Origin of the sequence: Streptomyces sp. PA03-6a (assembly GCF_033792765.1) — a bacterium.
Lineage (GTDB): Bacteria > Actinomycetota > Actinomycetes > Streptomycetales > Streptomycetaceae > Actinacidiphila.
Genome location: NZ_JARAVK010000020.1, coordinates 50,135 through 64,766, shown reverse-complemented (window position 1 = coordinate 64,766; position 14,632 = coordinate 50,135). Strand labels below are relative to the sequence as shown.

General features: G+C 74.2%; 13 protein-coding genes. 9 read left to right on the top strand and 4 right to left on the bottom strand.

Going from position 1 to position 14,632, the window contains the following annotated elements; genetic code table 11:
- Positions 1–119 precede the first annotated feature (119 nt).
- Positions 120–1,352 (top strand): radical SAM family heme chaperone HemW, encoded by a 1,233-nt coding sequence (gene hemW / locus PV350_RS07885; RefSeq protein ID WP_500333218.1) that lies wholly within the window; start codon positions 120–122, stop codon positions 1,350–1,352.
- A gap of 1 nt (position 1,353) precedes the next feature.
- Here the strand turns inward: hemW and PV350_RS07880 are convergent, their stop codons facing one another.
- Both PV350_RS07880 and PV350_RS07875 read right to left on the bottom strand, forming a co-directional pair.
- On the bottom strand, positions 1,354–2,184 hold the full coding sequence (locus tag PV350_RS07880; RefSeq protein WP_499511830.1) for a DUF3097 domain-containing protein: 831 nt from the start codon (positions 2,182–2,184) through the stop codon (positions 1,354–1,356).
- Between the two features lie 30 nt (positions 2,185–2,214).
- A complete protein-coding gene (locus PV350_RS07875) occupies positions 2,215–2,949 on the bottom strand; it encodes an MBL fold metallo-hydrolase (RefSeq protein ID WP_499511829.1) in 735 nt (244 codons plus the stop codon).
- A gap of 207 nt (positions 2,950–3,156) precedes the next feature.
- Between PV350_RS07875 and hrcA the strand changes: the two genes are divergently transcribed.
- The 8 genes from hrcA to PV350_RS07835 all read left to right on the top strand — a co-directional run bounded on the left by hrcA (position 3,157) and on the right by PV350_RS07835 (position 12,596).
- Entirely contained in the window at positions 3,157–4,173 is a 1,017-nt protein-coding gene (gene hrcA, locus PV350_RS07870) for a heat-inducible transcriptional repressor HrcA (protein WP_499511828.1), read from the top strand.
- Entirely contained in the window at positions 4,173–5,312 is a 1,140-nt protein-coding gene (gene dnaJ / locus PV350_RS07865; protein WP_499511827.1) for a molecular chaperone DnaJ, read from the top strand. Before hrcA ends, dnaJ begins: the two co-directional genes overlap by 1 nt.
- A 140-nt stretch (positions 5,313–5,452) precedes the next feature.
- Positions 5,453–6,190, top strand: coding sequence for a 16S rRNA (uracil(1498)-N(3))-methyltransferase (locus PV350_RS07860; RefSeq protein ID WP_499511826.1), 738 nt, complete (start codon positions 5,453–5,455; stop codon positions 6,188–6,190).
- Positions 6,191–6,276: 86 nt separating this feature from the next.
- Entirely contained in the window at positions 6,277–9,552 is a 3,276-nt protein-coding gene (locus PV350_RS07855) for a S41 family peptidase (protein ID WP_500333217.1), read from the top strand.
- A gap of 113 nt (positions 9,553–9,665) precedes the next feature.
- Complete coding sequence (locus tag PV350_RS07850) at positions 9,666–10,025, top strand: histidine triad nucleotide-binding protein (protein WP_499511824.1); 360 nt, start codon at positions 9,666–9,668, stop codon at positions 10,023–10,025.
- Between the two features lie 6 nt (positions 10,026–10,031).
- Positions 10,032–10,946, top strand: a complete 915-nt coding sequence (locus tag PV350_RS07845) for a ribonuclease Z (protein WP_499511823.1) — start codon at positions 10,032–10,034, stop codon at positions 10,944–10,946.
- A 40-nt stretch (positions 10,947–10,986) separates the two neighbouring features.
- Entirely contained in the window at positions 10,987–11,976 is a 990-nt protein-coding gene (locus tag PV350_RS07840; RefSeq protein WP_499511822.1) for an adenosine deaminase, read from the top strand.
- Between the two features lie 104 nt (positions 11,977–12,080).
- Positions 12,081–12,596, top strand: coding sequence for a hypothetical protein (locus tag PV350_RS07835; protein WP_500333216.1), 516 nt, complete (start codon positions 12,081–12,083; stop codon positions 12,594–12,596).
- On the opposite strand, the gene PV350_RS07830 is transcribed toward PV350_RS07835, so the two are convergent.
- On the bottom strand, positions 12,584–13,399 hold the full coding sequence (locus PV350_RS07830; RefSeq protein WP_499511820.1) for an HAD family acid phosphatase: 816 nt from the start codon (positions 13,397–13,399) through the stop codon (positions 12,584–12,586). The genes PV350_RS07835 and PV350_RS07830 overlap by 13 nt on opposite strands.
- A 264-nt stretch (positions 13,400–13,663) precedes the next feature.
- The gene (locus PV350_RS07825; RefSeq protein WP_499511819.1) at positions 13,664–14,536 is read right to left on the bottom strand and encodes an FHA domain-containing protein; all 873 of its coding nucleotides are present in this window, start codon (positions 14,534–14,536) and stop codon (positions 13,664–13,666) included.
- Positions 14,537–14,632: the final 96 nt, after the last annotated feature.

Sequence of the window (14,632 nt, the reverse complement as noted above, 5' to 3'; positions counted from 1 at the left end):
GAGGGAGGGCGGCGGGGAAACCCCGAACCGCAACCACGACGCGCACCCGCACACGCCCACCGGGCCGCACACGAGGGGACCGGAACCGCCCTCGGAGGGGATGGCGGACAATGGGACGCATGCCATCCGTACTGCCCGACGGGGAGCCCATGCCTGAGGACGGCGCGCTCCCGCCGACCGCCCTGCGCGGGGCGGAGTCCCGCCCGCTGGGGTTCTACCTGCACGTCCCGTACTGCGCGACCCGCTGCGGCTACTGCGACTTCAACACCTACACCGCCGCCGAGCTGCGCGGCACCGGCGGCGTGCTCGCCTCCCGGGAGAACTACGCGGACACCCTGGTCGACGAGATCCGGCTGGCCCGCAAGGTGCTGGGCGACGACCCCCGCCGCGTGGAGACCGTGTTCGTGGGCGGCGGGACGCCCACCCTGTTGCCGGCCGCGGACCTGGCCCGGATGCTGGGGGCCATCCGTGACGAGTTCGGCCTGGCGGAGGGCGCGGAGGTCACGACGGAGGCGAACCCGGAGTCCGTGGACCCGGCGTACCTGGAGGAGCTGCGGGCCGGGGGGTACACGCGGGTCTCGTTCGGGATGCAGAGCGCCCGGCCGCACGTGCTGCAGGTGCTGGACCGGCGGCACACGCCCGGCCGCCCGGAGCAGTGCGTGGCGGAGGCGCGGGCGGCGGGGTTCGAGCACGTCAACCTGGACCTGATCTACGGCACGCCCGGGGAGTCGGACGAGGACTGGCGGGCGTCGCTGGACGCCGCGATCGGCGCGGGGCCGGACCACGTGTCGGCGTACGCGCTGATCGTGGAGGAGGGCACGCAGCTGGCGCGCAGGATCCGGCGCGGCGAGGTGCCGATGACGGACGACGACGTGCACGCGGACCGCTACCTGATCGCGGAGGAGCGCCTGGCGGCGGCCGGCTACGGCTGGTACGAGGTGTCGAACTGGGCGACCTCGGACGCGGCCCGGTGCCGCCACAACGAGCTGTACTGGACCGGCGCGGACTGGTGGGGCGCCGGGCCGGGCGCGCACAGCCACGTGGGCGGGGTGCGGTGGTGGAACGTGAAGCACCCGGCGGCGTACGCGGCGGCGCTCGCGGAGGGCCGCAGTCCTGGGGCGGGCCGTGAGGTGCTGGCGGCGGAGGACCGCCGTGTGGAGCGGATCCTGCTGGAGCTGAGGCTGTCCGACGGCTGCCCGCTCGACCTGCTGGCCCCGGCGGGTGCCGAGGCCGCGGAGCTGGCCGTAAGGGACGGCCTCCTGGAGACCGGTCCTTACCGCGAGGGCCGTGCCGTCCTCACCCTGCGCGGTCGCCTGCTCGCCGACGCCGTCGTCAGGGACCTGGTCGACTGACTCAGCCCGGGGCCGTGACGAAGTCGATCAGCTCCTCCACGCGGCCCAGCAGTTCCGGCTGCAGGTCCCGGTAGGAGTGGACGGCGCCCAGGATGCGCTGCCAAGCGGCGCCGGTGTTCTCCGGCCAGCCCAGGGCGCGGCACACGCCGGTCTTCCAGTCCTGGCCGCGGGGGACGGCCGGCCAGGCGGGGATGCCGACGGAGGAGGGCTTCACGGCCTCCCAGACGTCGATGTAGGGGTGGCCGGCGACCAGGACGTGCTCGCCGGTGACCTCCGCGGCGATGCGGGACTCCTTGCTGCCCGGGACGAGGTGGTCCACGAGGACGCCGAGGCGGGCGTCCGGGCCGGGGGCGAAGGAGGCGACGATGGCCGGGAGGTCGTCGACGCCGTCCAGGTACTCGACGACGACGCCCTCGACGCGCAGGTCGTCGCCCCAGACGCGTTCGACCAGTTCCGCGTCGTGGCGGCCCTCGACGTAGATCCGGCCGGCGCGGGCGACCCGGGCGCGGGCACCGGGGACGGCGAGGGAGCCGGAGGCGGTCAGCCGGGGGCCGGCCGCCCTGGCGGCGGCGGAGGGGCGTACGAGGGTGACCACGCGGCCCTCCAGGAGGAAGCCGCGGGGCGTCATCGGGAACACGCGGTGCTTGCCGAAGCGGTCCTCGAGGGTGACCGTGGGGCCCTCGGCGGTCTTCTCGCAGCGGACGACCGCGCCGCAGTAGCCGGTGGACACCTCCTCCACCACCAGGTCCCGTTCGGCCGCGACCTCGGGCGCGGGCGTGGCGGGACGCTTCCACGGCGGGGTGAGGTCGGGGTCGTAGTCGCGGCTGCGCATGCCAGGGATCGTATCCGCGCGGCGCACCGCTCAAGCGGATCCGAACCGGGCGGCGAGCGCGTCCCGTTGGGTGCGGACGAAGCGGGCGTCGACGACGGCGCCGTGGCCCGGCACGTACAGCGCGGTCCCGCCGCCCAGCCGCAGCAGCCGGTCCAGGGTCGCGGGCCAGGAGTGCGGGGCGGCGTCGGGCCCGGCCTGGGGCTCGCCGGACTCCTCGACGAGGTCCCCGCAGAAGACCACGGCCGGCGTGCCCGGCACGACCACGACCAGGTCGTGGGTGGTGTGGCCCTCACCCGGGTGGACCAGCAGGACCTGGCGGTCACCGCCGAGGTCGAGCTCGTAGGAGCCGTCCACGAGGTGGCCGGGCCGTACGAGGGCGTCCGCGGCCCGTGCGGACTCGGCCTCGCCGGCGCCGTGCTTGACCGCGTCGAGGCCCAGCGAGAAGCGCTCGCGGTCGAGGTAGGCGTCGAGGGTCATCTCCCCGAAGACCTGGACGCCCTCGAAGGCGGCGGCGCCGAAGACGTGGTCGAAGTGGCCGTGGGTGAATGCGATGTGCGTCACGTCCCGTCCGGTCAGTTCGCGTACCTCCCGGCGCAGTCCGGCACCCTCGGGGACCGAGGAACCCGTGTCGATCAGCAGCACGCCCTCGTCGCCGACGACGACCCCGACGGTCACGTCGAGGAAGGGCAGCCGCCGCCGCGCCACCCCCGGTGCGAGCTGCTCCCAGCCGCCGGGGGAGTCCGGTGCGGTCGGTGTGGTCTCCACAACGCGACGGTATCCCCGCGGGACGCCTCGCGCCCGCTACGGTGGCCGGTCAAGGACGCCCCCGGGCCGGACCCGTGGACGGCCCTTGCCGAGGTCTTGCCACCCCGCCGTACACTGACTTGGGGAAAACTGGCACTCAGGGAAGAGGAGTGCCAGGCCACGGGGGCGACACGACCCGCACGGTGACCGAGCGACTGGAGGTGCGCGATGCTCAGCGAACGACGGCTCGAAGTGCTGCGTGCCATCGTCCAGGACTACGTGGGCACCGAGGAGCCGGTCGGCTCGAAGGCGCTCACCGAGCGGCACGCCCTCGGCGTCTCCCCGGCCACCGTCCGCAACGACATGGCCGTGCTGGAGGACGAGGGCTACATCCAGCAGCCCCACACCAGCGCGGGCCGCGTGCCGACCGACAAGGGCTACCGGCTCTTCGTCGACCGGCTCACCAGCGTCAAGCCCTTGTCCGGCGCCGAGCGCCGGGCCATCCAGAACTTCCTGGACGGCGCCGTCGACCTCGACGACGTGGTGGCCCGCACGGTCCGGCTGCTGGCGCAGCTGACGCGGCAGGTCGCGATCGTCCAGTACCCGTCGCTCACCCGCTCGACCGTGCGCCACGTCGAGCTGCTCGCGCTCGCCCCGGCCCGGATCATGCTCGTGCTGATCACGGACACCGGACGGGTGGAGCAGCGGCTGGTGGACGCCCCGGCGCCGGTCGGCGAGACCGTGCTGGCCGACCTGCGCGCCCGGCTGAACAGCCGGGTGGTGGGACGCCGGTTCAGCGACGTCCCGCCGCTGGTGCAGGAGCTTCCCGAGGGCTTCGAGCCCGACGACCGGCCCTCCGTCCAGGTGGTCCTCGCCACACTGCTGGAGACCCTGGTCGAGGAGACCGAGGAGCGGATCATGCTCGGCGGCACGGCCAACCTGACCCGCTTCGGGCACGACTTCCCGCTGACGATCCGCCCGGTGCTGGAGGCGCTCGAGGAGCAGGTGGTGCTCCTCAAGCTGCTGGGCGAGGCCAAGGACTCGGGCGTGACGGTGAGAATCGGTCACGAGAACTTCCATGAGGGCCTGAACTCCACATCGGTCGTCTCCGTCGGCTACGGTTCGGGCGACGAGGCGGTGGCGAAACTCGGCGTGGTCGGACCGACCCGCATGGACTACCCCGGAACGATGGGAGCGGTACGCGCAGTGGCACGTTACGTCGGACAGATCCTGGCGGAGTCGTAGTGGCCACGGACTATTACGCCGTGCTCGGCGTACGCCGCGACGCAAGCCCGGACGAGATCAAGAAGGCCTTCCGCCGTCTTGCGCGCGAGCTGCACCCGGACGTCAATCCGGATCCGAAGACCCAGGAGCGGTTCAAGGAGATCAACGCCGCCTACGAGGTGCTCTCGGACCCGCAGAAGAAGCAGGTCTACGACCTCGGCGGCGACCCGCTGTCGGCCAACGGCGGCGGCGCGGGCGCAGGCGCGGGCTTCGGCCAGGGCTTCGGCAACTTCAGCGACATCATGGACGCCTTCTTCGGCACGGCGTCCCAGCGCGGTCCGCGCTCGCGCACGCGGCGCGGCCAGGACGCGATGATCCGGCTGGAGATCGAGCTGGACGAGGCGGCCTTCGGCACGACCAAGGACATCCAGGTCGACACGGCCATCATCTGCAACACCTGCCACGGCGAGGGCGCGGCCCCGGGCACGACCGCGCAGACGTGTGACATGTGCCGCGGCCGCGGTGAGGTCTCGCAGGTCACGCGGTCCTTCCTGGGCCAGGTCATGACCTCCCGGCCGTGCCCCCAGTGCCAGGGCTTCGGCACCGTCGTCCCCACCCCGTGCCCGGAGTGCGCGGGCGACGGCCGGATCCGGTCGCGGCGCACGCTCACGGTCAAGATCCCGGCCGGTGTCGACAACGGCACCCGCATCCAGCTCGCGGGCGAGGGCGAGGTCGGCCCCGGCGGCGGCCCCGCCGGCGACCTGTACGTCGAGATCCGCGAGCTGCCGCACCAGGTCTTCCAGCGGCGCGGCGACGACCTGCACTGCACCGTCACCATCCCGATGACGGCCGCGGCGCTGGGCACCAAGGTCCCGCTGGAGACCCTGGACGGGCTGGAGGAGATCGACATCAGGCCCGGGACGCAGTCCGGCCAGTCGATCCCGCTCCACCAGCGCGGCATCACCCACCTGCGGGGCGGCGGCCGGGGTGACCTCATCGTGCACGTCGAGGTCCAGACCCCGGGCAAGCTCGACCCCGAGCAGGAGGAGCTGGTGCGCCGCCTGGCGAAGCTGCGCGGCGAGGAACGGCCCATGGGGCAGTTCCAGCCGGGACAGCAGGGCCTGTTCTCCCGCCTGAAGGACGCGTTCAACGGGCGCTAGCGCGACACGGCCGGGCCGACGGAGCCCGGCCGCCCACCGGCCCGCGGTCCGGGGTGGACACCCTGGACCGCGGGCCGTCGCGTGCCGTGAAACGATGGGCGCATGGCCGCCCTGACCCACCGCTCCCCGAGGACCGCGCCGTGACCGCACCCGTCTTCGTCGTCGAACCCGGAGCGCTGGGCCCGGACCGCATCACGCTCCGCGGCCCCGAGGGGCGGCACGCGGTGTCCGTGCGCCGGCTGCGGGTCGGCGAGGAGATCGTGCTCACCGACGGCCTGGGACGCGGCGCGTACGGCACGGTGGCGGCCGTCGACGGCAAGGACACGCTCGAGGTCGCCGTCGCCGACGTCCGCGAGGAGGCCGAGCCCCGCCCGCGGATCACCGTCGTCCAGGCGCTGCCCAAGGGCGACCGCGGGGAACTCGCCGTCGAGACCATGACCGAGGTCGGCGTCGACGCGGTCGTGCCGTGGGCCGCCGCGCGCTGCATCACCCAGTGGAAGGGCGAGCGCGGCGCCAAGTCCCTGGCCAAGTGGCGTTCCACCGCCCGCGAGGCCGCCAAGCAGGCCCGGCGCCTGAGGTTCCCCGAGGTCGCCGAGATGATGACGACCCGTCAGCTCGCCGGGCTGCTGTCCGGTGCGGCGTTCGCCGCGGTCCTCCACGAGGAGGGCTCCGAGCCGCTCGCCGCCGCCCCGCTGCCGCCCGAGGGTGACATCGTGCTCGTTGTCGGCCCCGAGGGCGGGGTCTCCCCGGAGGAGCTCGACGCCTTCGCCGAGGCCGGCGCCAAGCCGTACCGACTCGGCGCCAGTGTCCTGCGCACCTCCACCGCCGGCGTCGCCGCGACCGCCCTCCTGCTCGGCCGCACCGGTCGCTGGGGCTGAGGCGGCGGCCGGGCCGGAATCCCCCCGGCGGGCAATGAGATCGAAAACCCCTGACCAGCAGGGCGCCGGGTGGTTAGTGTGACGACGTGACGCAGCCGCAGCCTTCGCACCCCGCGTACCTCCGCTTCCCGCACCTGCACGGTGACCTGATCACCTTCACCGCCGAGGACGACGTCTGGGCCGCCCCGCTGGACGGCGCCGGCCGGGCCTGGCGGGTCAGCGCGGACAACATGCCCGTCGGCCATCCGCGGTTCTCCCCCGACGGGGCGCTCATCGCGTGGACCTCCACGCGGGACGGCGCACCCGAGGTGCACGTCGCGGCCACCGACGGCGGGCCGTCGAAACGCCTGACGTACTGGGGCAGCGGCCGCACTTCCGTGCGCGGCTGGACGCCCGGGGGCGACGTACTGGCGATCAGCACGTCCGGGCAGGCGTCGCTGCGCCGCAGCTGGGCGCGGGCGATCCCGGTCGACGGCGGTCCCGCGTCCACGCTGCCGTACGGGCCGGTCGGCGACGTCGCCCACGGGCCGGACGGGGCCGTGCTGTTGCTGTCGGCCACGATGGGCCGCGAGGCCGCGGCCTGGAAGCGCTACCGGGGCGGCACCGCGGGCAAGCTGTGGATCGACCGCACCGGCGACGGGGAGTTCGAGCGGATCCACGCCGGCCTGGACGGCAACCTGGAGTGCGCGATGTGGGTGGGGGAGAGGATCGCCTTCCTCTCCGACCACGAGGGCGTCGGCGCGCTCTACTCCAGCCTTCCCGACGGCAGCGACCTGCGCCGCCACACCGCCGTGGAGGACGGCGCCTTCTACGCGCGGCAGGCCGCCACCGACGGCACCCGCGTCGTCTACACCAGCACCGGCCGGCTGTTCCTGCTGGACGACCTCGACGGCGCGCAGGCCCGTCCGGTCGAGGTACGCCTCGGCGGCCAGCGTGCCGACCTGCAGCCGCACCCGGTCCACGCGGCCCACCACCTCGGCGACGCCCGGCCCGACCACACCGGCCGCGGCAGCGCGGTGGAGATCCGCGGCACCACGCACTGGGTCACCCACCGCGGCGGCCCGGCGCGGGCGTTGTCCGCCGAGCCGGGGGTGCGCACGCGGCTGCCGCGGGTGTTCGGCGGCGAGGGCGACCAGCAGGTCGTCTGGGTCACCGACGCCGAGGGCGAGGACGCGCTGGAGATCGCCCCCGCGGCGGGCTCCGGCACGGCCGCGCCCCGCCGGCTGGCCGCGGGGCGGCTCGGCCGGGTCCTGTCCATGAGCGTCTCCCCGGACGGCCACCGGATCGCCGTCGCCTCGCACGACGGCCGGGTGCTGCTCGTCGAGGCCCAGACCGGCGAGGTCCGCACCGTCGTCGAGGGCGAGCACGGCCACGCGAGCGGCCTCGCCTTCTCGCCCGACTCGGGCTGGCTCGCCTGGTCGCACGCCGGCCCCGATCCGCTGCGCCAGCTCAAGCTCGCCTCGACCGCCGACCTCACCGTCGTCGACGCGACCCCGCTGCGCTTCCGGGACTTCTCGCCCGCCTTCACCGCCGACGGCAAGCACCTGGCGTTCCTGTCCGAGCGCTCCTTCGACCCGGTCTACGACGAGCACGTCTTCGACCTCGCCTTCCTCGGTTCCTGCCGCCCCCACCTGATCACGCTCGCCGCCACCACCCCCTCGCCCTTCGGCCCGCAGCGCCACGGGCGGCCGGTCGACTCCTCGTCCGAGGACAAGGACGGCGACGACCGCGGCCAGGACGAGGGCAAGAAGGACTCCCGCAAGGAGGACGGCGAGGACCGGCACCGCACCCCCGTCACCAAGGTGGACGCCGAGGGCCTGGCCGACCGCATCGTGCCCTTCCCGGTGGAGGCTGCCCGCTACTCCACGCTGCGCGCGGCCAAGGACGGCGTCCTGTGGCTCCGTCACCCCGTGCGCGGCGTCCTGGGGGCGAGCCTGGCCTCGCCCGAGGCCGAGCCGCCGTCCACCGCGCTGGAGCGGTACGACCTCAAGCAGCTGCGCGTGGAGGACATCGCCGACGACGCCGACGACTACGCCGTCAGCGGGGACGGCAACAAGGTGCTGGTGACGTCCGGTCACCGGCTGCGGGTGGCCGCGGCCGACCACAAGTCGGCGCCGTCCGACGACGAGACCGACAGCAACGTGACCGTCGACCTCTCCCGGGTCCGCGTCACCGTGGACCCGCAGGCCGAGTGGCGTCAGATGTACGACGAGTCGCACCGGCTGATGCGGGACAACTTCTGGCGCGCCGACATGGGCGGCGTCGACTGGGACGGCGTGCGCGAGCGCTACCGGCCCGTCCTGGACCGGGTCGCCACCCACGACGACCTCGTCGACCTGCTGTGGGAGGTGGCGGGCGAGCTCGGCACCTCGCACGCCTACGTCACCCCGCCCGGCGGCCGCGGTGACGCGCTGAACCGCCAGGGCCTGCTCGGTGCGGACCTCGCCCGCGACGCGGACGGCGTGTGGCGCGTGGAGCGGGTGCTGCCCTCGGAGACCTCCGACCCCCGGGCCGGGTCCCCGCTGGCCGCGCCGGGCGTCGCGGTCCGCGCCGGCGACGCGATCCTCGCGGTGGACGGACGGCCCCTGGACCCGCTGGCCGGCCCCGGCCCGCTGCTGCTCGGCACCGTGCGCAAGCCGGTGGAGCTCACCGTCGGCCCGGCCGACGGCGGGGCGGTGCGCCATGTCGTCGTCGTGCCCATCGGGGACGAGGAGCCGCTGCGCTACCACGATTGGGTGGCCGGGCGCCGGGCGTACGTGCGCGAGCTGTCCGGCGGGCGGCTGGGGTACCTGCACGTGCCCGACATGGTCGGCTCCGGCTGGGCCCAGATCCACCGTGACCTGCGCGTGGAGGTCACCCGGGAGGGTCTGGTCGTGGACGTGCGGGAGAACCGCGGCGGCCACACCTCCCAACTGGTCGTGGAGAAGCTGGCGCGGCGGATCGTGGGCTGGGACCTGCCGCGCGGGCTGCCCGCCTTCAGCTACCCGCTGGACGCGCCGCGCGGGCCCGTCGTGGCCGTCGCGAACGAGTTCTCCGGCTCGGACGGCGACATCGTCAACGCGGCGATCAAGGCGCTGGGGATCGGGCCCGTGGTGGGCACCAGGACCTGGGGCGGCGTCATCGGCATCGACTCCCGCTACCACCTGGTCGACGGGACGCTGGTCACCCAGCCCAAGTACGCCACGTGGCTGGAGGGCGTGGGCTGGGACGTGGAGAACCACGGTGTCGACCCGGACGTGGAGGTCGTCCACACCCCGCAGGACTCGGCCGCAGGGCGCGACCCGCAGCTGGACGAGGCCGTGCGCATCGCCCTGGAGGCGCTGGAGGCCAACCCGGCCCGTACCGCGCCCCCGTTGCCGTAGCGGCGTGGGCGGGGCGGGGCCCGGCGCGACCCGGGCCCCGCGACGGCGCGCCGCCGCGAGGGGCACCGGTAGCATGCGGGACGTACTGATCAACCCCTGGACGGAGGCGTCAGGTGGCGGGAGAACCGCAGGCGGACTGCCTGTTCTGCAAGATCGTCGCGGGGAGCATCCCCGCGACCGTCGTGCGGGAGACCGAGACGACGGTCGCGTTCCGCGACATAAACCCCCAGGCACCGACGCACGTCCTGGTCATCCCCAAGGCGCACTACCCGGACGCCGCCTCACTGGCCGCCCAGGCGCCCCAGCTCGCCGCGGACGTGCTGCGGGAGGCGGGCGAGGTCGCGGCCGGGGACAAGGTGGACGGCACCGGCTACCGGGTCGTCTTCAACACCGGCGCGGGGGCGGGCCAGACCGTCTTCCACGCGCACGCCCACGTGCTGGGCGGCCGTGGCCTCGAGTGGCCTCCCGGATAACCACCGGTGTCCGCACGTGAATTGGTCGTGCTCGGCACGGCCAGCCAGGTCCCGACCCGGCACCGCAACCACAACGGCTACTTCCTGCGCTGGGACGCCGAGGGCATCCTCTTCGACCCGGGCGAGGGCACCCAGCGTCAGATGCTGCGGGCCGGTGTGGCGGCGCACGACCTCACCAGGCTGTGCGTGAGCCACTTCCACGGGGACCACAGCCTGGGCCTGGCCGGGGTGATCCAGCGGATCAACCTCGACCGGGTGCCCCACCCGATCACCGCCCACTACCCCGAGTCGGGCAGGCGGTTCTTCGACCGGCTGAGGTACGCCACCGCCTACCGCGAGACCGTGCGGCTGCGCGAGGAACCGGTGGCGGGCGAGGCCGCGGTGCTGGTCGACTCCGAGGCCTTCCTGCTGGAGGCGCGCCGGCTGTCGCACCCGGTGGAGGCGTACGGCTACCGGCTCGTCGAGCCCGACGGGCGCCGCATGCTGCCGGAGCGTCTGGCCGCGCACGGCATCACCGGCCCGGCGGTGGGCCGGCTGCAGCGCGAGGGCGAGGCGGACGGGGTGACGCTCGCCGAGGTGAGCGAGACGCGCCCGGGTCAGCGCTTCGCCTTCGTGATGGACACCCGGCTGTGCGACGCGGTGTACGCCCTCGCCGACGGCTGCGACCTGCTCGTCATCGAGTCGACCTTCCTGGACGAGGACGCCGCGCTCGCCGAGGAGCACGGCCACCTGACGGCCGGCCAGGCAGCCCGGGTGGCGGCCGAATCGGGCGTACGGCACCTGGTGCTCACGCACTTCTCGCAGCGCTACACCGACCCGGCGGACTTCGAGCGCCAGGCCCGGGACGCGGGTTTCCAGGGCGAGCTGACGGTCGCCCAGGACCTCGGCCGGGTCGCCGTGCCGAAGCGCCGCCAGGCCTAGCCGGAGCCGTCCGTACGCCTGTGACCTGTACGGTTGCGGGGTGAGCATCCCGAAGGCCGAACTCCATCTGCACATCGAAGGCACCCTCGAACCCGAGCTCGCCTTCACCCTCGCCGAGCGCAACGGGGTCGACCTGCCCCACGCCTCGACCGAGGAGCTGCGGCAGGCCTACTCCTTCAGCGACCTGCAGTCCTTCCTGGACCTGTACTACGCGCTCATGGCCGTGCTCCGCACCGAGCAGGACTTCGCGGACCTCGCCGACGCCTACCTCGCCCGGGCCGCCGCGCAGGGCGTGCGGCACGCCGAGGTCTTCTTCGACCCGCAGGCGCACACCGCGCGCGGCGTCCCGATCGGCACCGTCGTCGAGGGCCTGGCGCGGGCCCTGGACGGCAGCCGGGAGCGGCACGGCGTGAGCACGCGGCTGATCATGTGCTTCCTGCGGGACGAGCCGGCCGAGTCCGCGCTGGAGACCTTCGAGGCCGCCCGGCCCCACCTGCACCGGATCAGCGCCGTCGGCCTGGACTCCGCCGAGGTCGGCCACCCGCCGTCGAAGTTCCGCGCGGTCTACGAGGCCGCCGCCGCGGCGGGCCTGCGCCGGGTCGCGCACGCGGGTGAGGAGGGCCCTCCGGCGTACGTGTGGGAGGCGCTGGACGTGCTCGGCGTCGACCGGATCGACCACGGCATCCGCAGCATGGAGGACCCGGAGCTGGTGGCCCGGCTGGTCCGCGACCAGGTGCCGCTGACCGTCTGCCCGCTGTCCAACGTGCGGCTGCGCTGCGTGGACACCCTCGCCGACCATCCGCTGCCCGCCATGCTCGACGCGGGGCTGCTGGTCACCCTGAACTCCGACGACCCCGCCTACTTCGGCGGCTACGCGGGCGACACCTTCGACGCCGTGGCCGGTGCGCTCCCGCTCGGCGAGGACGCCCTGCGGCGGATGGCCCGCAACTCCTTCCTGGCCGCCTTCCTCGACGACGACGAGGAACTGCGCGCCCGGTACCTCGCCGAGGTGGACGCACACATCTTCTGAGCGCGTTCTGAGCGCGTTCTGAGTGCGTTCTGAGTGCGTGCGCGCGTGCCGGCATGAGTACGCGCACTCATGCGGGCCGCACCGCGCGGGCGGAGCATGGAGTCATGCGAAGGCACCTGATACGGCCCGCTGCGGCCGTCACGCTGATCGTGACCACGCCCGTCGCCACCTGGGGGCTTATGGGCCGGCAGGACGCGGCCGGCTTCGAACCCGCCGAACTGGACTACCTGGTACGGCCCTTCGCCATCCCGGAGGGGGCGGAGACCGCGATCGGCGTGGCCGCGGCCGTGCTGGCCGCCGGCGCGGCCGTGCTGCTGGGCCGGGCCTCCCGTCCCGGGCCGGACCGCTTCGACGGCCGGTGGTGGGAGGTCATCGGGCCGCTGCTCGCGGCCGGACTGCTGGCCGGAGCGATCTGGCGGACGGTGACCGCCGGGGTCATCGGCGCCAACATCGGCGCCGGGCTGGCGATCCTGCTCGGCGGGCCGGTGGTCGCCGGGCTGGTGCTGTGGTCGCTGGGCCGGGGCCTGTGGCTGGCCCGCTCGCGGCGCCGCGGCACCCGCCCCCCGCGCGGGGGGACGGGCACCGCGGGCTGGCGGCCCGCCGCCGGTCAGGGCACGTAGTACATCGGGTTGGGGAGCTTGAACGACTTGTCGGCGTGCCCGCCGTTCAGGTCGCTGTACTGGTCGCCGAAGTTGGCGACGATGTCGTACCCCTGCGCCTCGATGTGGGCCCGGGTGCCCGCCTTGTAGTCGACGGTGGAGCAGGTCCACGTCGGGGCGGAGCAGGGCAGGTAGCCGGTCGCGACCTTGTTCTTGAGGAAGAAGTGGGCCGGGTCGGCGGTGGAGGTGTAGCCGGCGGTCCCGAGGTTGCGGACGCTCGCGGCGCGCTGCGTCTCCGGGCGGCCGGTGATCCAGAAGACCGTCACGCCGTGGTCGGCGGCCCAGTTGGCCAGCTGGGGCATGCCGAAGACCGGGGCCATGTCCTTGTTCTGGATGTAGGCGTCGTTCGAGGCCGGCGTGTAGTTGAAGCCCACCTCGAGCTCGTAGTTGTACGTCAGCAGGGACGTGTCGTCGACGTCCAGGACGATCGCGGGCTTGCCGTGGCGGTGGTGCGCGGACTTCGCGAGGGCGTCCCGCAGGTAGTCCTGGGCCTTCTTCTCGATGCCGGCGACCTGCTTGGCGTAGTTGCCGTCGGTCGCGGCCTGGTGCTCACCGGAGGCGTCGACGGTGTCGCCGTAGTACGCCTTGATGTCGTTGACCACGTCGGTCAGGTTGGGGATCTGCTTGTCGCTGCGCGGCACGGAGGTGTCCGCGGTCGCCGCGCCGACCCCGTAGAGGGTGGCGGCCGCCGCCACCGCGGCGACGGCGGCGGCGAGGGTGCGGGTGCGCCCGCGGGTGAACACGGACGGTCTGGCAGCGGGCATCTGGGGGGCTCCTTCGATCCGGCCGGAGGGCACGCACGGCCGGGCCCACGCGCTTGGGGGGAACGCCCGGCCCTGCGGGGCTCGTTGACGCGGCGACGCTAAGGGCCCCGATCATGCTGGTCAAGGGCTGTCTACGCGCGATGACCCCGAATCGCCGCCCGAGGACGGATCAGCCCAGGTCGCCACGTGCGGAAAGGACCGGCAAAGCTTTGGTATGCCGCCGCGACCGGGCCCCGCGCCGCCGTGCCCGTACCCGTCCGAGGGTCAGTGGCGGTGCCGTCCCGGACGCCGCCGCCCCGACGTGGCGCCCCTCCTGCGGGTAGCCCTCGACAGGGCCGCGCCGCCCGCGAAGAGCACGACGCCCACCGCGAACGCGGTGAAGCCCAGCGGTGCCTTCGGCAGCCCCCACAGGGTCTCCGCGAAGGGGTCCGGCGGGGCCTGTGCGCTGCCCACGCCGCCCAGCAGGCTGAGGATCAGGGAGACCCAGACGGCGAACCCGGCGAGCGCCACCAGCACCCCGGCGGCCATGAGCACCCGGCCCGGCCCGCGCACCCGGAACAGCCCGCTGAAGGCCTCCTCGGCGGCCCCGGGGTCGTCCGCCTCCCGCCGGTCGCCGCCGGCCGCGTAGTGCCGGCGCCCGGCGAGGTACTGCGCGCGCCCGGACGGGTAGCGGCGGGTGGGGCCGGGCCCGGACCGGCCCCGGGTGTCCCCGAGGTCGTGGAGCACGGTCAGCGGCGGGGGAGTGCCACCCGTGGCATCCGCGGCTTCCGCGGCCTCTCCGGCTTCCGGGGGGTCCGCCCCGTGCCCGGGGTCCGCCTGCCGGGCCGACTCCACCGACAGCCGCAGCTCGACGTGGCCGATGCGGAGCAGATCACCGTCGTGGAGGGGGCGCGGTGCGTCGAGCAGGGTCCCGTTGAGGTAGGTGCCGTTGGTCGAGCCGAGGTCGCTGAGCACCACGTGGCTCCCGGCGCGGTTCATCGCGGCGTGCCGCCGGCTCACGCCCTCCGCGTCGAGCCGGATCCCGCTGCCGGCGAGCCTGCCGATCTCGCAGTAGCCGGCCGGTACGGGGTAGGCCCGTCCGGTGTCCGGCCCCGTGGTCACGATCAGTTGTGGCGGTGCGGCCGAGTGTCCGGGCATCTCCAGCCCCTGGGGGTCATCCGCTTTCCCTCAGGATCCGTCCGCGTCCCCGTGCGGACAAACGCTGGTCACGGCCCCGGGCGCGCGTACGATCGG